This is a genomic window from Rhizobium sp. BK316, assembly GCF_014193695.1.
Classification (GTDB): Bacteria; Pseudomonadota; Alphaproteobacteria; order Rhizobiales; family Rhizobiaceae; genus Rhizobium.
Genome location: NZ_JACHZR010000001.1, coordinates 1,015,983 through 1,035,953 on the forward strand (window position 1 = coordinate 1,015,983; position 19,971 = coordinate 1,035,953).

Consider the following 19,971-nt stretch of genomic DNA (forward strand, 5'->3'; position numbering starts at 1 on the left):
CAGCGGGGTGTGGCGAACATGGTTCGGTCCGAGCAGTGCCACAACCGAGACGCACAAAAAAATCCGGATCCCATTGTTTCGCACTTCCGGCGTGCCTATTTTGGCAAGTGATAATGAACCATTTTGCAAAGATTGCTCGCCCGTTTCCAGGAGGTCGGAAGCTGGCGGGTGTCAGTGCCGGGTCATCGGCACATCGTTGACACGATAATACCGCTCGTACATCCTGAATTCTTTGCGATCTGCTCATCGTGAATGGGCAGGTCGGGTTGTTTTTGTCTTTGAGGATGGACGTGCGACATGAGGATAATACCAAGAATGAGCACGATCGAATCCAGCGTATCCTCCATTTTGTTGGACCGTGTTGCTGAATGGCTGACGAATTCTTCGCTGGCCGGTGACGACCTTGAAAACATCGTGCGCGGTTTCTGCGAGCGGCTTGCTGCCGCCGGTCTGCCACTCGCGCGCGTGCACCTGACCTTCTCGATGCTGCATCCGCTCTACGACGCACTGAGCTTCACCTGGAAGCGCGCGAGCGGCGTAACCATCGAAGGCTTTCGGATGCCGGCCGGCCAGAAGCAGGATCGTTTCCTGCAGAGCCCCTATTTCCATCTTCTCGACAACAATCTGCAGCATATCCGCCGCCGTATCATGCCTGAAGGCCCGAATGAATTCCCGATTTTCGAGGATCTGCGGCAGGAAAAGATCACCGATTACCTCGCCTTCGTGCAGCCGTTCGGTGACGGCTCGGTGCAGGGCATGATGGGTTCATGGTCGACCGACAGCCCGGTCGGTTTTTCCGACGACATGATCGACGCGCTGCTGCGCATGCAGAACCATCTGGCGGTCGCCGCCAAGATGGCGGTGCTTGCCAAGCTCGCCAACAATATGCTGACTACCTATCTCGGAGGCGATGCCGGCAAACGCGTGCTGAACGGGCAGGTTCGCCGTGGCGACGGCGAAACGATCCGTGCGGCCCTCGTGATGGCCGACATGCGCGAATCGACCATGTATGCCGAGAAGGAGGGCCGGCAGGCCTATATCGATACGCTCAACCAGTTCTTCGACGCGATCGCCGCACCCTTCAACCGCAATGGCGGCGAAATCCTGAGCTTTCTCGGCGATGGCTTTCTCGCGGTCTATCCCTGCGGCCGCCACAAGGACCCGTCCAAGATCGCCTGCGAGGCAGCGCTTTCAGCCGTACACCACGCGCAGGCGCGTGTTGCCGAACTCAACAAGGATCGCGAGACAAAGGGGCTTCCAAAGATCGGCTATGGCATCGGCCTACATGTCGGCAACGTCATGTTCGGCAATGTCGGCCTGAAGGACCGCCTCACCTTCTCTGCCTTCGGTTCGGCGGTGAACGAGGTGCAGCGCCTGCAGGTACTGACGAAGAAATATAGCCGCGAGGTCGTCGCGAGCCAGGCCTTTGCCGGCTATTGCGGCGGCGAATGGATCACGCTCGGCGAGGAAAAGCTGCGCGGCATCCGCCAGAAAGTGACGGTGCTGCAACCGCGCGCGCCGGCATCTGCCATTCACGTCGACGAAGGCTTCCGCGAAGCCGTTCAGAACGGCCTTTCGGAAGCAGAACAGGTCATCATGCTTCACCGCGACAAGAAACAGGTAAAACGCACGCCGATCGAAAAATTCATTCAGTAACCACGCGCGAACATTGCAGCCGCTTTAGCCGTTGCGTCTATATGAGAACCCTCGCACCAAGCGGCCTGTAAAATGGGCGCCCTGTGCCGCTTTTTCCCATGTCTGTCATCAACTGGACACCCCGTTTACGGTACGATAGTGTGCCTTAACGGGAACACATAAAGACTGGGGAATTTCATTGGTATGGCGTCTGCAGCCGATCTGTTGCGTGTTGAGAATCTGGATGTCGCCTTCTCCGTTTTCGGCGACCGGCTGCGTGTCGTAAAGGAAGCCAATCTCCGCATCCTGCCGGGAAAAGTGACTGCCCTCGTCGGCGAAAGCGGCTCCGGCAAATCCGTCATCAGCCAGGCGATCATGGGCATCTTGCCGGCACCGGCACATGCAAGTGGTCGCATCCTGTTTACCGATCCGCTAGATGGCAAGGCGACGGATATCGTGGCGCTGTCGCGCGATAGCGGTGAGATGCGCGACCTGCGCGGCCGCCGCATGGCGACCATCTTCCAGGAGCCGATGACGTCGCTCTCGCCGCTCCACACGGTCGGCAACCAGATCAGCGAAGTGCTTCTGATCCACACGGACGCCGATAAGAAAGAAGCGCGCGAGCGCACCGAGGAAATGCTCGGCCTCGTCGGTTTTTCCAATCCGAAGCGCACCTACGACATGTATCCGTTCGAGCTTTCCGGCGGCATGCGTCAGCGCGCCATGATCGCGATGGCGCTGATCTGCAAGCCGGCGCTGCTGATTGCCGACGAGCCGACGACGGCGCTCGACGTGACGATCCAGGCGCAGATCCTGGAACTGCTGCGCGACCTGCAGGCCAAGCTCGGCATGGCGATGCTGCTCATCACCCACGATCTCGGTGTCGTCGCCAATATGGCTGACGAAGTGGTGGTGATCTATCACGGCGAGATCATGGAGGCCGGCCCGGTCGAGGCAATCTTCCGCAATCCGCAGCATCCCTATCTCAAGGCCTTGATGGCCGCGGTTCCGCATTTCGACATGAAGCCAGGCGAGCGGCTGAAGGCACTGCGCGAGGTACCGGTCAATCTGGAATCGCTGATCGGCAAGAAGAAGTCGGTCGAGAAGGAGGCGCCGGGCGTGCTGCTTTCCGTTGCCAATCTTTCCAAAACCTACAAGACGCGCAAGCGCGGCTTCTTCGGCGGGCAGGAAGCGGCCATCGTGCACGCCGTCGATGATGTCAGCTTCGATATCCGCCTTGGCGAATGCCTGGGGCTGGTCGGCGAATCCGGCTGCGGCAAGACGACGGTCAGCAAGATCCTGATGCGTGCAGTGACACCGGACGGCGGCTCGGTCCTCTTCAACGATGGCAAGGACGTCATCGACGTCCTCTCCGTCAAGGGCTCGGAACTGCAGGACCTGCGCACCAAGATCCAGATGGTGTTTCAGGACCCTGTCTCCTCGCTCTCGCCGCGCATGACGGTGCGCAACATTCTGAGCGAGCCTCTTGAGATTCACGACCGTGGCAACAGCGCCGAGCGCAAGCAGAAGGTCGAGGCGCTGATGGGCGCGATCGGCCTCGATCGGCGCTATCTCAACCGCTATCCGCACAGCTTCTCCGGCGGCCAGCGCCAGCGCATCGGCATTGCCCGCGCGCTCGCCCTCGGTCCCAAGCTCATCATCCTCGACGAACCGGTCTCGGCCCTCGACGTCTCGGTTCAGGCACAGATCCTCAATCTCTTGAAAGACCTCCAGAAGGAACTCGGGCTCACTTATCTCTTCATCTCGCACAACCTCGCCGTTGTGGATTATATGGCCGATCGCATCGCCGTCATGTGCAAGGGACGCATCGTCGAGATCGCGCCGCGCGAGATCATCCTGCGCAACCCGGTTCACCCCTATACGAAGTCACTGCTTGCCGCCGTTCCCTTCCCGGACCTCGACCGGCCGCTCGACTTCAAAGCGCTGCAGGAAAACGGTGCAGCCGACAAGCAGAACTGGGGCGGCGTCTTCACGGCCGATCATGACGATGCCTCCGAACTCGCCTTTGCCGACCTCGGCGGCGGCCATCTGGTGCGCGCCCGTAAGGGCGCCGACGCAAAGGAGCTGGTCTGATGGTGACACGCCGCATCTTTCTCGGCGGCCTGATCGGTTCGGCTATCGCGCCTTCGGTGCTCCGGGCACAGCAGATCGCCGAGCCAGAAATTTTGAAGGCCAGGGTCGCTGACGGCAGCCTGCCGCCAATGGCTGAGCGCATTCCGACTGAGCCGCGTATCGTCAATCTCAAGGAGATGGGCCGCGTGCCCGGCACCTATGGCGGCAACGTGCGCACCATCATCGGCGGTGTGCGCGATATCCGCTACATGACCGTCTACGGCTATTCGCGGCTGGTCGGCTACGACACGAAGTTGCAGTTCCAGCCCGATATCCTTCGTGACTTCACCTCGGAGAATGACACGGTCTTTACCTTCTACCTGCGCGACGGGCACAGATGGTCTGACGGGCATCCTTTCACGGCCGAAGCCTTCCGATACTGGTGGGAAGACGTCATCCTCAACAAGGAACTGACGCCCGGCGGCGGCGCGCTGGAGCTACGTCCACATGGCTCCCTGCCGCGCTTCGAAGTGCTCGACGAGTTGACTGTGCGCTATAGCTGGGACAAGCCCAACCCGGTTTTCCTGTCGGCGCTTGCCGGCCCCCTGCCGCTCGTCATCTATGGCCCGGGCCATTACTTGAAACAGTTCCACAAGGGCTTCCAGGACAAGGTCAAGCTCGAGGAGCTGATGAAAAAGAACCGCGCCAAGAAGTGGGCCGATCTGCACATCAAGATGGCCCTCGCTTCCCGGCCCAACAATCCCGATCTGCCAACGCTCGATCCCTGGAAAAACCGCACCGCTCCGCCGGCCGATCAGTTCGTCTTCGAGCGCAATCCGTTCTTCCACCGCGTGGACGAAAACGGCATGCAACTGCCCTATCTCGACCGCTTCATCCTCAACGTCTCGTCTTCCTCGATCATCGCCGCCAAGGCGGGTGCGGGCGAATCCGACCTGCAGGCGACCGGCATCGACTTCAACGACTACACCTTCCTGAAAGAGGCGGAAAAGCGCTTCCCGGTGAAGGTCGATCTCTGGAAGATGACGCGCGGCTCGCGCATCACACTGTTACCGAACCTCAATGTCGCCGACGAAGCCTGGCGCGCGCTTTTTCGCGACGTGCGCTTCCGCCGGGCCTTGTCGCTGGCGATCAACCGGCATGAGATCAACATGGTGGCCTTCTACGGCCTCGGCAAGGTGAGTGCCGACACGGTGCTGCCGGAAAGCCCGCTCTTCAAGCAGGAATATGCCGATGCCTATGTGAATTTCGACCCTGATACGGCCAACAAGCTGCTCGACGAACTCGGCCTCGACAAGCGCGACAGCGATGGCATCCGCCTGCTGCCTGATGGACGCCGCGCCGAGATCACCGTCGAGACAGCCGGCGAGAGCAATCTCGACACGGACGTTCTGGAACTCGTGCACGATCACTGGGCCGATATCGGTCTGGCGCTCTTCACCCGCACCTCGCAGCGCGACGTCTTCCGCAATCGCGCCATGAGCGGCTCGATCATGATGTCGATCTGGTACGGGCTGGACAACGGCGTGCCGACCGCCGACATGTCTCCTTATGGACTAGCCCCTACACTGGATGACCAGCTTCAATGGCCGCTCTGGGGCATGTACTATCTTTCGGCCGGTCAGGAGGGCAAGGCGCCCGATCTGCCGGAGGCGGCCGAGCTTGTGGATCTCCTGAACCAGTGGGGCGCAAGTGCTACGACGGAAGAGCGTGAGGTTATCTGGCACAAGATGCTGTCCCTCTATACCCAGCAGGTCTTTTCGATCGGCCTCATCAACAGCACGCTGCAGCCGATCCTCATGTCCGCCAAGATGCAGAATGTGCCGGAGCACGCGCTCTACGGCTTCGATCCAACCTCCTTCCTCGGCGTCTACATGCCTGATACCTTCTGGTTCAAGGAGGCCTGAGCGATGATCCGCTATATTCTCTGGCGTATCGCCGCCATGGTGCCGACCCTGCTCGTGATATCGGCGCTGGTCTTCGTCATCATCGAACTGCCGCCGGGTGACTTCTTCGAAAGCCAGATCGCCGAACTGCGCGCACAGGGCGAGACCGCAAACCTGCAGGAAATCGAGGAGCTGCGCCATCAATACGGCTTCGACCAGCCGGGGATCGTGCGCTACTTCTTCTGGGTCGGCGGCATGCTGCATGGCGATTTCGGCTATTCCTTCGAATATCAGCTGCCGGTTTCCGACGTCGTGGGCGACCGATTGTGGCTGACGATCCTCGTCTCCTTCACGACCATCCTTCTCACCTGGCTGATTGCCTTCCCGATCGGCATCTATTCGGCAACCCATCAATATAGCTGGGGCGATTACGGCCTGACCTTCCTCGGCCTGCTCGGCATCGCCATCCCCAACTTCATGCTGGCGCTGATCCTGATGTATTTCGCAAATGTCTGGTTCGGGCTTTCCATCGGCCATCTGATGGACCAGCAATATCTGAACGAGCCGATGAGCTGGGCTAAGGCGCGGTCCATCCTCGCGCATCTCTGGATCCCGGTCATCATCGTCGGCACGGCGGGTACCGCCGGCATGATTCGCCGCCTGCGCGCCAACCTGCTCGACGAGATGCAGAAGCAATATGTGACGACGGCACGCGCCAAAGGGCTGCATCCGGTGCGCGCCCTGGTCAAATATCCGCTCCGTATGGCGCTCAACTTCTTCGTCGCCGATATCGGCTCGATCCTGCCGTCGATTATTTCGGGCGCCGAGATCGTCGCCATCGTTCTGTCGCTGGAGACGACCGGGCCGATGCTAATCAAGGCACTGCAGAGCCAGGATATGTATCTTGCCGGCTCGTTCCTGATGTTCCTCGCCTTCCTCAACGTCATCGGCGTGCTGATTTCCGATATCGCGCTCGGTTTCCTCGATCCCCGCATCCGTCTGCAAGGCAGGAGCACCAAATAATGTCGCCCCTACCCGCTCCCGGTGCGCCGCTGCCGCATTATGTTTCGACCGCCCCGTTCGATCCGATCGCAACGGAGACGATGACATCAGCGCAGTCGCGCATCCACCTTGCCTCGCAGAAGCAGCTCATGTGGTGGAAGTTCAAGCGCCACAGGCTGGCGCTTGCATCCGGCATCTTCCTCGCCGCCGTCTACCTGATGATCCTTATCGTCGAGTTCCTGGCGCCTTACGGGCTGCATACCCGCAACGTCGATTTCATCCATTCGCCGCCGCAGCGCGTCCGTCTTTTCGACAGCGAGGGCAATTTCGTCGGCCCCTTCGTCTATGGCCGGAAGATGACGCTCGATATCGATACGCTGCACCGTCTCTATACCGACAACCAGAACGACATCCAGCCGATCCGCTTCTTCTGCCGTGGCGATGACTACAAGCTCTGGGGCCTTGTCGCTTCCGACTTTCATCTCGTCTGCCCGGCAATCGGTGGACAGATGTTCCTGCTCGGCACCGACCGTCTCGGCCGTGACGTGCTTTCACGCATCCTTTATGGCGCACGCATCTCGCTCACCATCGGGCTGATCGGTATTTCCATCAGTTTCGTGCTCGGTATCATCATCGGCGGCCTCGCTGGTTATTGGGGTGGCATCTTCGACCTCATCGTCCAGCGCCTGATCGAAGTGCTACAATCACTGCCCTCCCTGCCGCTCTGGATGGCGCTCGCCGCCATCATGCCGGTGACATGGAGCCCGATCGTCATCTATTTCGGCATCACCGTCATTCTTGGCATCATCGACTGGACGGGCCTTGCCCGCGCCGTACGCTCCAAGCTTCTGGCGCTGCGTGAGGAAGATTATGTCCAGGCAGCCCAGCTCATGGGTGCCAGCACCCCGCGTGTCATCGGCCGGCATCTCGTGCCCGGCTTCATGTCGCATCTTATCGCATCCGCCACCATTTCCATTCCGGGTATGATCCTCGGTGAGACGGCGCTCTCCTTCCTCGGCCTCGGCCTGCGGCCACCCATTACCAGCTGGGGCATCCTGCTGACGGAGGCCAAGAGCGTAAGCGTCATCGCCTTCTATCCGTGGCTGCTGTTCCCGATCGTTCCGGTTGTACTGGTGATTTTGGCGTTCAATTTTCTGGGAGATGGCTTGCGCGATGCGGCAGATCCCTACAAATAGCGTCGAGTTCGACGGGCTGCTTTGCGTCCGCCGCCTCGTGGCCTCCGATTTGCGGGGGTGGTAGAAGTATGTCGTCCACCTCAGAGGGCACACCCATGGCCAGACGCCTCGAAGATGCACGCATCCTCATGTACAGCCACGATACATTCGGCCTCGGCCATTTGCGCCGTTGTCGCACGATCGCCCATGCCCTCGTCGAGGATTATCGCGGCCTGAACATCTTGATCATCTCGGGCGCGACGATTGCCGGCGCCTTCGATTATCGTGCCCGCGTCGACTTCGTGAAGATCCCGAGCGTCATCAAGCTTCGCAACGGTGAATATACCTCGTTGGCCAGCCACATCGATCTTCAGGATACGCTGAAGATGCGCGAGTCGAGCATTCGTCACACCGCCGAGACCTTCGAACCCGATATCTTCATCGTCGACAAGGAGCCGATGGGCCTGAAGGGCGAGATCGAGGAAACGCTTGCCTATCTGAAAGCGCGCGGCACCACTCTGGTGCTCGGTCTGCGCGAGATCATGGACGCACCGCATCTGCTTGAAGCCGAGTGGAAGAGAAACAGCATCATGCAGAAGATCGACCAGTATTACGACAGCATCTGGGTCTATGGGCCGCCGGACTTCTACGATCCGCTTGTCGGCCTCGACGTACCCGCCGGCGTTCGCCGCAAGATGGATTTCGTCGGCTTCCTGCAGCGCAGCGTCTCCAAGGGCAAGAACTCGCTGAATGCCCGCAAGGACGACTATATCCTGGTGACGACAGGCGGCGGCGGTGACGGCTCCGATCTCGTTCACGACGTGATGAATGCCTATGAGGCCGACGAGACGCTGACGCAGAAGGCGCTTGTCGTACTTGGTCCGTATATGCCGGCGGCCGAACGTGCAAAGCTGGTCAAAAAAGGGGAGAAGATCCCCTATATCGAGGTGATCGAATTCGACAATCACATGGAGGAATTGATCGACGGCGCCACTGCCGTCGTCGCTATGGGTGGCTACAACACCTATTGCGAGATCCTTTCCTTCGACAAGCCGGCGCTCATCGTCCCACGCGTCGCCCCGCGCGAGGAGCAGCTTCTGCGCGCCCGCCGCGCCAGCGAACTCGGCCTCATCGATATGCTGCTGCCAGTGCAATCTGCTGACCCGGCGATCATGGCCGAAACGCTGAAGCGCCTGCCCTCGCGGTTGCCGCCATCAAGGAGCGGCTGCAACATGCACCTCGAGGGGCTGGATCATATTTCCCGCACTGTCGGCATATGGCTGGACAGCCGAGGACGCCATCTTTCCCTCGTCGGCGCAGAATAAAGAGCCATCCTTTGTCGCCACGCCGCAAGATTCTCGTCGTGCTGAAAGGCTATCCCCGCCTTTCGGAAACCTTCATCGCCCAGGAACTGCTCGGCCTTGAAAAGGCCGGCTTCGACCTGACGCTGATTTCCATGCGCCGGCCGACCGACAAGAAGCGTCATCCCGTCCATGATGAGATCAAGGCGCGCGTCGTCTATCTTCCGGAATATCTGCATGAAGAGCCGATTCGCGTGCTGAGGGGCCTTCTTGCCGGCTTTTCGAAACCTGGCTTCGGCGCGCTGATGAAGCGTTTCTTTGCCGATCTGCCGCGCGACATCTCCCGCAATCGCTTCCGCCGGCTCGGCCAGGCGCTGGTCCTGGCACGCGAATGGCCTGACAACGGCGAGTGGCTGCACGCTCATTTTATCCATACGCCCGCTTCCGTGACGGAATATGCGAGCATTCTGACCGGCACGCCCTGGACCTGCTCGGCCCATGCCAAGGATATCTGGACCTCACCCGACTGGGACCTCGGCCAGAAGCTCGGAAGTGCCCGGTGGGCCGTCACCTGCACCCGCAGTGGCTACGAGCATATGAAAGCGCTGACGAGGCGCCAGGATGCGGTACATCTGAGCTATCATGGCCTCGACCTCGCCCGCTTCGGCCATTTCTCAGGCGAGCGCTCAAACCGCAACGGCAGCGATCCCGCCGACCCCGTCTTCATCCTCAGCGTCGGCCGGGCGGTGGAAAAGAAGGGCTACGACGTGCTGCTGCGCGCCCTTGCCCTGCTGCCGAAGGAGCTCAACTGGCGCATGGACCATATCGGCGGCGGCGAGGAGCTTTCCAAGCTGAAAAAGCTTGCCGCTGAACTCGGTCTTGCCGAACGCATCACCTGGAAGGGGGCGCTGGCGCAGGAAGACGTGCTCGATCACTATCGCCGCGCCGACCTCTTCGCGCTCGCCTGCCGCATAGCCGCCAATGGCGACCGCGACGGCCTGCCGAATGTACTGGTCGAGGCTTCCAGCCAACGGCTCGTCTGTCTCTCCACCAATGTCTCCGGCGTGCCGGAACTGCTGAGCGACGGCGAGAACGGTCTGGTCGTGCCGCCGGAGGATCCGGCAGCCCTTGCAAAGGCGCTCGAGACGGCGATCCGCAATCCCGATATGCGCAAACGGCTGGGCGATGCGGCGGAGGAACGCGTGCGAGACCATTTCGATTACCATTCCAGCATCCGTCAGCTGAGCGGCCTGTTCGAGGCAGAATGGCAGAAAGCGTCATGACTGCTCCCCGTATCTTCTTTTATGTCCAGCATCTGCTCGGCATCGGTCATATTGCGCGCGCCAGCCGCATCGCCAATGCGTTGGTAAAGGACGGCTTCGAAGTCACCGTCGTCACCGGCGGCCTGCCTGTGCCGGGCTTTCCGGGCGACGGTGTGAAGACCATCGAACTGCCGCCGGTCGTCGCCAGCAATGTCGGCTTTTCCGGCCTTGCCGATGCCGACGGGCAGGCGGCAGGCGAGGAATTTCTGTCCAGACGCCGCGACCTGCTTCTGAAAGCCTTTGAGGAAGCGAAGCCCGAAGTCGTCATTATCGAGGCCTTCCCCTTCGGCCGCCGACAGATGCGCTTCGAACTGCTGCCCCTGCTCGATGCGATCGAAAAGGCCAACCCACGGCCGAAGCTCTTAAGCTCAGTGCGCGACATCCTGCAGGAAAACCGCAAGCCCGGCCGCGACGAGGAAACCGTCAAACTGGTCAGGGACCATTTCGACGCCGTGCTCATTCACGGCGATCCGGATTTCGTGCGTCTGGAAGATACTTTTCCGCTGACAGCCGATATAGTCGACCGGCTGCGCTATACCGGTCTTGTCGCTCCACCGCCGGCGCCGGAACCATCCGAGACATTCGACATCATCGCTTCGGCGGGCGGCGGCGCCGTCGGGTTGGAACTGATCCGCGCCGTCCGCGATGCGGCCGCACTTCTGCCTGCCGATATCCGCTGGCTGCTAATTACCGGCCCCAACCTTCCCGCAGCCGATTTTTCCGCATTGTCGGAAGATGCGCCTGCCAATGTCACCCTGGTACGGTTCCGCAAGGATTTCCCCTCGCTGCTGCGCGGTGCGAAAGTCTCTATCTCGCAGGCCGGCTACAACACGGTGGGAGATCTCTTGCGCACCCAATGCCGCTCGATCCTCATCCCCTTCGTGGCGGCGGGTGAGACGGAACAGACCGTGCGCGCCGAACGGTTGCAGGCGCTAGGCCTTGCCGAAATCCTGCCGGAGAAGGGGCTGACCCTCGACGACGTCAAGGCTGCGGTCGAACGGGCACTTGCCGCCCCGCCGCGTCCGGCCGTTCGCCTCGATCTCGACGGAGCCGCAAAAAGTGCAGCCATCATTCGCTCGATGATCGGCTGAAACCCTCGCCTATTCCAAAATTCATGTGATATAAGAAAATTTCCGGCGAGAATCGGCGTTTCGACATCAGTCCGCTCCGCCTTGTTTTCGTTGCGATATCGGCGGTCTGACTGCATGGTCCTGTACTCGGAGATTCCCTCTTCTTCAGCATCAGGATCACTGCACGGACTTTCCCCACAGTCTGACGGTTAGCCATGGAAAAAAGCCTCGCGCGTTATATCTGGAAGAATACGCGGCTGCAGCAGCTCTGGATTCTGCTGGTCGTCGCAGCCTCCATGGTGCCTTACTTCCTGTCCTTCGACCTGCCGAAGCAGATCGTCAACGGACCTATTCAGGGTGACGGCTTCGAAGGGCCGGGCGCAAGACAGACCTTCATGCACATCGCTTACGACATCCCGCTGATCGGGCATGTCGAATTCTTCAAGGGCCTGGAGCTCAACCGCTTCCAGATGCTGATGGCACTGAGCCTCGTCTTCCTGGCGCTGGTCGTGCTGAACGGCCTCTTCAAGTTCTACATCAACACCTACAAGGGCCGGCTCGGCGAGCGCATGTTGCGCCGCATCCGCTTCGAACTCATCGATCGCGTGCTGCGTTTCCCGCCCGCCCATTTCAAGCGGGTGAAATCCGCCGAAATCGCCACCATGATCAAGGATGAGGTGGAGCCGATGGGTGGCTTCACAGGCGACGCCTTCGTCTCACCCGCCCTGCTCGGCGGCCAGGCGATCACCGCCCTTGCCTTCATCATCATCCAGAATTTCTGGCTCGGCATGATCGCGGCTGCCATCGTCGGCGTGCAGGCGGTGGTCATCCCCCGCATGCGCAAGCGCCTGCTGGAACTCGGCCGTCAGCGCCAGCTGACCGCCCGCGAACTTTCCGGCCGCGTCGGCGAGATCGTCGACGGCATCGGCACGATCCATGGCAACGATACCTCCAACTTCGAGCGCGCCGATATCGCCACCCGCCTCGGCCGCATCTTCTCGATCCGCTACGACCTTTATCAGTGGAAGTTTCTGGTCAAGTTCATCAACAACTTCCTCGCCCAGGTCACGCCCTTCCTATTCTATGCGATCGGCGGTTATCTGGCGCTGCAGGGCCGGCTCGACATCGGTCAGCTCGTCGCCGTCATTTCCGCCTACAAGGACCTGCCCGGCCCGCTGAAGGAGCTGATCGACTGGGACCAGATGCGCCAGGACGTGCAGGTCAAATATGCGCAGGTCTACGAGCAGTTCAATATCGAGCCGCTGATCGAAAGCCGCATCCAGGAGCTGGCCACGACGCCGGTGACGCCGCTGACGAGCGCCTTCGTCGTCACAAACCTCTCCGTCAGCGACGACAGCGGCGCACGCCTCGTCGACCATGTCTCGGTCGAGATCAAGCCCAACGAGACGGTTGCGATCGTCGGACCGAACGGCAGCGGCGCGGAAGCCTTCGCCGAAGCGCTTGGCCGGCTCGTTTGGCCGGATTCCGGCCGTATCACCATCGACGGACAGGATCTGCTGGATCTGCCGGAATCGATTACCGGCCGGCGCATCTCCTATGCCTCCGCCGACAGCTATTTCTTCCACGGCACGCTACGCGACAATCTGCTCTACGGCCTTAAGCATGCGCCGATGAGGGAACCCGAGTATGACGGCAAGGCCGCGCAGGAATATAAGTGGCATGTCGCGGAATCGCAGAAGGCCGGCAATCCGACACTCGATCTCAACAGCGACTGGGTTGACTACAAGGCAGCCGGCGCGAACGGCCCGGAAGACCTGCTGAAGGCGATCCGGCCGGTGCTCGACGCCGTCATGATGTCGCAGGACATTCTGGATCTGGCATTGCGATCCACCGTCAATACCGAGGTTCATACTGCGCTCGGCAGCCATATCGTCGAACTCAGGACGTCGCTGCGCGAGCGGCTTGCCAGCGAAAACCTCGACGCCATCGTCGTGCCCTTCGATTTCGACACTTACAATACACAGGCAACCGTCGGCGAGAACCTGCTCTTCGGCACGATGAAGCGGCCGCTGATGAACAATCGTCGGCTTGCCGGCCACCCCTATTTCCAGCAGCTCTTCCGCGATACCGGGCTCAGCACCGACCTCTATGCGATGGGCCTGGAGATTGCCGAGAACGCGGTGGAACTCTTCCACGACCTGCCGCCGGACCACCCCTTCTTCCAGCAGCTCACCTTCATGACGGCGGATGATATCCCGACCTATCAGGCGCTGCTGCAGAAGCTGCAGGGCAAGCGCTTCGAGGATGCGACGCCGGAAGACCGGGCCAGCATCATCCGCCTGAGCTTCGCCTATATCGAACCACGGCACCGCTTCGGCCTCTTGACCCAGGCGCTGATGGACAAGATCGTTAGCGCCCGCAAACAGTTCCACCAGAACATCCCCGACGATCTCGCCGAGCTGATCGAGCGTTATGACATCAACCGCTTCACGGCTTCCGCAAGCCTGATGGACAATGTGCTCTTCGGCCGCATCGCCTATCAGCAGGCCGATGCCTCCGACCGCATTCGTCTCATCATGGGTGAACTTTTCGATGCGCTCGATCTCTACGACGACGTATTGTCGATCGGGCTCGAATTTGATGTCGGCTCCGGCGGCAAGCGCCTGACTGGGGTGCAGCGGCAGAAGCTCAATCTCGCCCGCGCCCTGCTCAAGCGCTCCGACTACTTCATCTTCAACCGGCCGATCCCGGCGCTCGATCAGCGCATCCAGGATCAGATCACCCACAACGTCATCGAAGGCCTGCATGAGGAAGGCAAGCGTCCGGCGATCATCTGGGTGCTGTCCAACGCCAAGCTTGCGGAAATCTTCGATCGAATTCTGCTCTTCGATCGCGGCGATCTTGCCGAGGTGGGCAACTATCCGGAACTTTCCGAGAAAAACGGGATGTTCAAGGAACTGTTATCGTAATATTCTATTGGGGCGGCAGAGACGGCGCCCGCAAGGCGCTTGGAATTGGTTTTTAGCGCATGATCAAGGACCATGCGGCAGGGGGTTGTAACGCTCATGCTGTTGAGAGATGAAGTCGAAATGCTGCGGCGGGTGCCGATCTTCTCGAGGATCGCACCAGCGAAACTCAAGCTCTTGGCCTTCACCTCCGATCGCATGACCTACCACGCCGGCCAGAACCTGTTCCGCCAGGGCGATGTCGGCGACGCCGCCTATGTCGTTCTGTCCGGCACGGCCGATATCATCGTTTCCTCGCCTGCCGGTGAGATCAAGGTCGCCGATGTCGAGGTCAATTCCATCGTCGGCGAAATCGCCATTCTCTGCGACGTCTCGCGTACCGCGACCGTGCGCGCCACCTCACCACTCGAAGTCCTGCGCATCAGCAAGGAACATTTCCTCAAGCTTCTGAGCGATTTCCCGGAAATGGCCGTGGAGATCATGCGCGTGCTCGCCGACCGTCTCAACCATACGACCGCCGAACTGACCGCCGCGCGCGCTGCCAAGCAGCCGCAGATGGCGCAGTAAAGCCCGAAATAGGCGCCCCAAACAAAAAGGCCTGCCGGGTTTCCCAAGCGAGCCTTTTCGTTATACCTCTATGCGCACTATTCGCGCTGTTCCAGCGCCCTGCTGAAGGCGAGAGCCGCCAGCGTGCAGATCGCGCCCGAGAGCAGGTAGTATCCGACGAAGGCCAGGCCGAACTGGCTCGACAGGCTGAGCGCCACCAGCGGCGCAAAACCGGCGCCGACCAACCAAGCAAGGTCGGAGGTGAACGCCGCTCCTGTATAGCGATAACCACGGCCGAAGCGCGACGAGATCGAGCCGGTCGCCTGACCGAAGGAAAGGCCGAGTACGGCAAAGCCGATAATGACGTAGGCATCATGCCCGGTATTATCGGCACCGATCAGCAGCGGTCCGATGAAGCTGAAGATTGCGATCAGGACGGCACAGATCGCCAGCTGCGCGCGGCGGCCGATGCGGTCCGCGATCATGCCCGAGGCAATGATGGCGACGACGCCGACGATGGCACCGATAACCTGTACCACCATGAAGGCACCGATCGGCCGATCGCTGTGAAGGCTCACCCAGCCGAGCGGGAAGATGGTGACGAGGTGGAACATAGCGAAGCTTGCCAGCGGCACGAAAGCGCCGATCAGAATATCGCGGCCGTGGACGCGCAGCACGTCGAGGATCGGTGCTGCTTCAAGCTCATGCTGCTCCAAGAGCGTGCCGAAATCCTTGGTCATGACGAGACGAAGGCGGGCAAAGAGCGCGACGACGTTGATCGCGAAGGCGACGAAGAACGGATAACGCCAGCCCCATGAGAGGAAGTCTTCCGGGGAAAGATTGGCGACGAAGTAACCGAACAGGATGCTCGCCAGCGCAAAACCGATCGGTGCGCCGAGCTGCGGGATCATCGCATACCAGCCACGGTGATTCGGCGGCGCATTGAGAGCAAGCAGCGAGGCAAGGCCATCCCAAGCTCCACCAAGCGCAAAGCCCTGGCCAAGGCGAAAGAGGGCCAGCAGCGCAATCGACCAGTAGCCGATCTCGTCATAGCCCGGCAGGAAGGCGATCGATGCCGTCGAACCGCCGAGCAGGAAGAGCGCGATGGTGAGCTTCGTGCCGCGCCCGTACAGACGATCGATCGTCATGAAGACGACCGAGCCGACGGGGCGGGCAAGGAAGGCGAGCGAGAAGATAGCAAAGGAATAGAGCGTGCCCGTCAGCCTGTCCGGCGCGAAGGGAAAGACGAGTTGTGGAAAGACGAGTACGGATGCAAGGCCGTAAACGAAGAAATCGAAAAACTCAGACATGCGACCGATCACCACGCCGACCGCGATGCTGCCGGGCGAAACCGGCTTGTCATCGTGAATGCGCCGCGCATCCCGTTCCAGCGATGAAGATGATGGTCCTAAATGTGTGGCAGTAGCCATATGAAACGCCTCCCTCGTTCAAGGTGCTTTTTGCAAAGCGCCCCAAACTGATCTTGTTCCATCTTTGCAGCTTATCAAGTCCCGATTGCCCAAATAGTTACGCGAAGTTCTCAAAAATCAATGCGATGGAAAAATCGCGTGATACCTATCCCGACCTATTCCAGAGTTTTATTGGGCAAAGTCTTGTATTTCGGATATACAAAAATCGGCGCCGGAAAAATTCCTTCCCGTTTTCATCAGGATTTCGCGGCGTTGTGGACGCTGACTTCTCCCGCGATGCAAAATGCATGTTGCACTGCGACCAAAGACCTCATATCGCTCATCGTGCCAGTGCTTTAGTCGGCAATCGAACGAAACAAAAAGAGCTTAGAGACGTGCAAAAACTGCCAAAGTTTTCCCGCCTTCTATTAGTCTTGCCGCTGTTTTTTTTGGCAGGATGCAACATGGTGGTCATGTCGCCTTCAGGCGATATCGCCATCCAACAGCGCGACCTCATCATCGTCTCCACGGTGCTGATGCTGCTGATCATCATTCCGGTGATCTTCCTCACGCTGCTTTTCGCCTGGCGCTACCGGCGCTCCAACACGGCCGCGAGCTACGCGCCCGAATGGCACCATTCGACCCGCCTCGAAATCGTGATCTGGGCAGCACCGCTCGCCATCATTATTGCGCTTGGCGCCGTCACCTGGATTTCCACGCACAAGCTCGATCCTTACCGCCCACTCGACCGTATCGATGCGGACCGTGCCATTCCGGCAGATACCAAGCCGCTGACCGTCGAGGTCGTGGCGCTCGACTGGAAATGGCTGTTCTTCTATCCCGACCTCGGCATTGCGACGGTCAATGAGCTCGCAGCTCCCGTCGACGTGCCGATCAGCTTCAAGATCACCGCCTCCTCGGTGATGAACTCCTTCTTCATCCCCGCCCTTGCCGGTCAGGTCTACGCCATGCCCGGCATGCAGACGAGACTGCACGCCGTCATCAATAAGGAAGGCGAGTATGAAGGCTTCTCCGCCAATTACAGCGGCGCAGGCTTCTCGAATATGCGCTTCAAGTTCCACGGCCTGAACCAGCAGGGCTTCGATGCCTGGGTGGCGCAGGTCAAGCAGCGCGGCACGATGCTCAACCGCGACGCCTATCTGAAGCTCGAAAAGCCGAGCGAGAAGGAGCCGGTGCGCTATTATGCCGGCGCCGATGCCGATCTCTACGACGCGATCCTCAACATGTGCGCCACGCCCGGCAAAATGTGCGCGAGTGAGATGATGCATATCGACATGATGGGCGGCGGTGGCAAGGAAAGCGAAGAAAACCGCGAAAAGCTGACCTACGACAACCGCCATGCGGACGAAGGCATTGTCGCACCTGCGGCAACCGTGCCCGCAACGGGCGCTCCTGCACGCAGCGAGCCTGCCGGAAGCACCGATGGCAGCAGCATGCACAACATGCCCGGGATGGACATGCAGCATGATGGCCATTCCATGCCCGGCAATAGCAATGGCGGCGATCCGGCGCCGGCGCAGCTCAACAACAATTAACCTGGCGCTTTGCGTCGCAAGACATAATGAACGGGTTGTTCCATGTTTTCCAATCCTGACCTCCTGAAGTTCATCTTCGGCCGGTTGACCCTCGACGCGATCCCGTATCACGAGCCGATCCTGGTCGTGACCTTCATCGGCGTCGTCATCGGCGCCATCGCGGTGCTGGGCATTATCACCTATTTCAAGTTCTGGGGTTCGCTCTGGAACGACTGGATCTGCAGCGTCGATCACAAGAAGATCGGCATCATGTACGTCATCCTCGCCGTCATCATGCTGTTGCGCGGCTTTTCGGATGCCATCCTGATGCGCGTACAGCAGGCAGTTGCCTTCAACGGCATTGAAGGCCCCCTGCCACCGCATCACTACGACCAGATCTTCACCGCCCACGGCGTCATCATGATCTTCTTCGTGGCGATGCCCTTCGTCACCGGCCTCATGAACTTCGTGGTGCCGCTGCAGATCGGTGCGCGCGACGTCTCCTTCCCGTTCCTCAATAACTTCTCGTTCTGGATGACGACGGCAGGCGCCATCATCATCATGATTTCGCTTTTCATCGGCGAATTTGCGCAGACCGGCTGGCTCGCCTATCCGCCGCTCTCGGGTGCCGCCTATAGTCCAGGCGTCGGCGTCGACTATTATATCTGGGGCCTGCAGGTCGCCGGTGTCGGCACGACACTGTCAGGCATCAACCTGATCGCGACCATCGTGAAGATGCGCGCGCCGGGCATGACCTTCATGAAAATGCCGGTTTTTACCTGGACGGCACTCTGCACCAATATCCTGATCGTCGCTTCCTTCCCGATCCTGACCGCGACGCTCGCCCTCCTGTCGCTCGACCGCTATGCCGGAACGAACTTCTTCACGAACGACCTCGGCGGCAATCCGATGATGTATGTCAACCTCATCTGGATCTGGGGCCACCCGGAAGTCTATATCCTGGTTCTGCCGGCCTTCGGCATCTTCTCGGAAGTGGTTGCGACCTTCTCCGGCAAGCGCCTCTTCGGTTACGCCTCGATGGTCTACGCCACCTGCGTGATCATGATCCTTTCCTATCTCGTGTGGCTGCATCACTTCTTCACGATGGGTTCGGGCGCTTCCGTCAACTCCTTCTTCGGCATCACCACGATGATCATCTCGATCCCGACGGGGGCGAAGATGTTCAACTGGCTCTTCACCATGTATCGCGGCCGCATCCGCTACGAGGTGCCGATGCTGTGGACGGTCGGCTTCATGGTGACTTTCGTCATCGGCGGCATGACCGGCGTCATGCTTGCCGTTCCGCCTGCCGACTTCGTGCTGCACAACTCGCTGTTTCTGATCGCGCACTTCCATAACGTGATCATCGGCGGCGTTCTCTTCGGCATGTTCGCCGGTGTGAACTACTGGTTCCCAAAGGCCTTCGGCTTCAAGCTCGACCCCTTCTGGGGCAAGATGAGCTTCTGGTTCTGGCAGATCGGCTTCTGGTTCGCCTTCATGCCGCTCTACGTGCTCGGCCTGATGGGTGTCACCCGCCGCATGAGTCAGTTCGACGATCCATCGCTGCAGATCTGGTTCATCATCGCCGCCTTCGGCGTCGGCCTGATCGCGCTTGGCATCGCGTCCTTCCTGATCCAGATCGTCGTCTCCTTCAGGAAGCGCGAAGAGCTGCGCGACGACAGCGGCGATCCGTGGGACGGCCGCACGCTGGAATGGTCGACCTCCTCGCCGCCGCCGGACTACAATTTCGCCTTCACGCCGGTCGTGCATGATCACGACAGCTGGTACGACATGAAGAACCGCGGCTATGAGCGTCCGCTCGGCGGCTTCAAGCCGATCCACATGCCGAAGAATACCGGCGCCGGCGCGATTCTGTCCGCCATCAGCGTGGCGCTCGCCTTCGGCCTGATCTGGTACATGTGGTGGCTGGTGGTCGTCTCGGCCGTTGCCATGTTCATCGTCGCGATCCGCCATACGTTCAACTACAAGCGTGACTTCTACATCCCTGCGGATGAAGTCACCGAAACGGAAGGCAAGCGCACCAGGCTGCTTGCCGAGCAGGTGTAAGAGAC

The 19,971-nt window shown here is 60.2% G+C and carries 13 protein-coding genes; 12 read left to right on the forward strand and 1 reads right to left on the reverse strand.

All coding sequences use genetic code 11. The features are described 5' to 3' along the window. Window positions 1–315: 315 nt before the first annotated feature. The 10 genes from FHT87_RS04545 to FHT87_RS04590 all read left to right on the forward strand — a co-directional run bounded on the left by FHT87_RS04545 (window position 316) and on the right by FHT87_RS04590 (window position 14,976). Entirely contained in the window at window positions 316–1,656 is a 1,341-nt protein-coding gene (locus tag FHT87_RS04545; protein ID WP_183725813.1) for an adenylate/guanylate cyclase domain-containing protein, read from the forward strand. A gap of 183 nt (window positions 1,657–1,839) precedes the next feature. Next, window positions 1,840–3,729: an ABC transporter ATP-binding protein gene (locus FHT87_RS04550; RefSeq protein ID WP_183725815.1), complete on the forward strand. Its 1,890-nt coding sequence runs from the start codon at window positions 1,840–1,842 to the stop codon at window positions 3,727–3,729. Beyond that, window positions 3,729–5,633, forward strand: coding sequence for an ABC transporter substrate-binding protein (locus FHT87_RS04555; RefSeq protein WP_183725817.1), 1,905 nt, complete (start codon window positions 3,729–3,731; stop codon window positions 5,631–5,633). The genes FHT87_RS04550 and FHT87_RS04555 overlap by 1 nt, the downstream gene beginning before the upstream one ends. A gap of 3 nt (window positions 5,634–5,636) precedes the next feature. After that, a complete protein-coding gene (locus tag FHT87_RS04560) occupies window positions 5,637–6,635 on the forward strand; it encodes an ABC transporter permease (RefSeq protein WP_183725818.1) in 999 nt (332 codons plus the stop codon). Then, window positions 6,635–7,810, forward strand: a complete 1,176-nt coding sequence (locus FHT87_RS04565; RefSeq protein ID WP_183725820.1) for an ABC transporter permease — start codon at window positions 6,635–6,637, stop codon at window positions 7,808–7,810. The genes FHT87_RS04560 and FHT87_RS04565 overlap by 1 nt, the downstream gene beginning before the upstream one ends. Before the next feature lie 95 nt (window positions 7,811–7,905). Continuing rightward, window positions 7,906–9,114, forward strand: a complete 1,209-nt coding sequence (locus tag FHT87_RS04570; protein WP_183799821.1) for a glycosyltransferase family protein — start codon at window positions 7,906–7,908, stop codon at window positions 9,112–9,114. Between the two features lie 11 nt (window positions 9,115–9,125). Further along, a complete protein-coding gene (locus FHT87_RS04575) occupies window positions 9,126–10,373 on the forward strand; it encodes a glycosyltransferase (protein ID WP_183799823.1) in 1,248 nt (415 codons plus the stop codon). Beyond that, window positions 10,370–11,503 carry a glycosyltransferase gene (locus FHT87_RS04580; RefSeq protein ID WP_183799825.1) on the forward strand — a complete coding sequence of 378 codons (1,134 nt, stop codon included), beginning with the start codon at window positions 10,370–10,372 and terminating at the stop codon, window positions 11,501–11,503. The genes FHT87_RS04575 and FHT87_RS04580 overlap by 4 nt, the downstream gene beginning before the upstream one ends. A 194-nt stretch (window positions 11,504–11,697) precedes the next feature. Then, entirely contained in the window at window positions 11,698–14,412 is a 2,715-nt protein-coding gene (locus FHT87_RS04585; RefSeq protein WP_183725828.1) for an ABC transporter ATP-binding protein, read from the forward strand. A 96-nt stretch (window positions 14,413–14,508) separates the two neighbouring features. Beyond that, a complete protein-coding gene (locus tag FHT87_RS04590) occupies window positions 14,509–14,976 on the forward strand; it encodes a cyclic nucleotide-binding domain-containing protein (RefSeq protein ID WP_183725830.1) in 468 nt (155 codons plus the stop codon). 77 nt (window positions 14,977–15,053) lie between these two features. Here the strand turns inward: FHT87_RS04590 and FHT87_RS04595 are convergent, their stop codons facing one another. Continuing rightward, the gene (locus FHT87_RS04595; protein WP_183725832.1) at window positions 15,054–16,385 is read right to left on the reverse strand and encodes an MFS transporter; all 1,332 of its coding nucleotides are present in this window, start codon (window positions 16,383–16,385) and stop codon (window positions 15,054–15,056) included. Window positions 16,386–16,759: 374 nt separating this feature from the next. On the opposite strand from FHT87_RS04595, the gene cyoA reads away from it, so the two are divergent. Further along, the gene (cyoA, locus tag FHT87_RS04600; RefSeq protein WP_183801015.1) at window positions 16,760–17,920 is read left to right on the forward strand and encodes a ubiquinol oxidase subunit II; all 1,161 of its coding nucleotides are present in this window, start codon (window positions 16,760–16,762) and stop codon (window positions 17,918–17,920) included. 42 nt (window positions 17,921–17,962) lie between these two features. Next, window positions 17,963–19,966, forward strand: a complete 2,004-nt coding sequence (gene cyoB, locus FHT87_RS04605; RefSeq protein WP_183799828.1) for a cytochrome o ubiquinol oxidase subunit I — start codon at window positions 17,963–17,965, stop codon at window positions 19,964–19,966. Window positions 19,967–19,971: the final 5 nt, after the last annotated feature.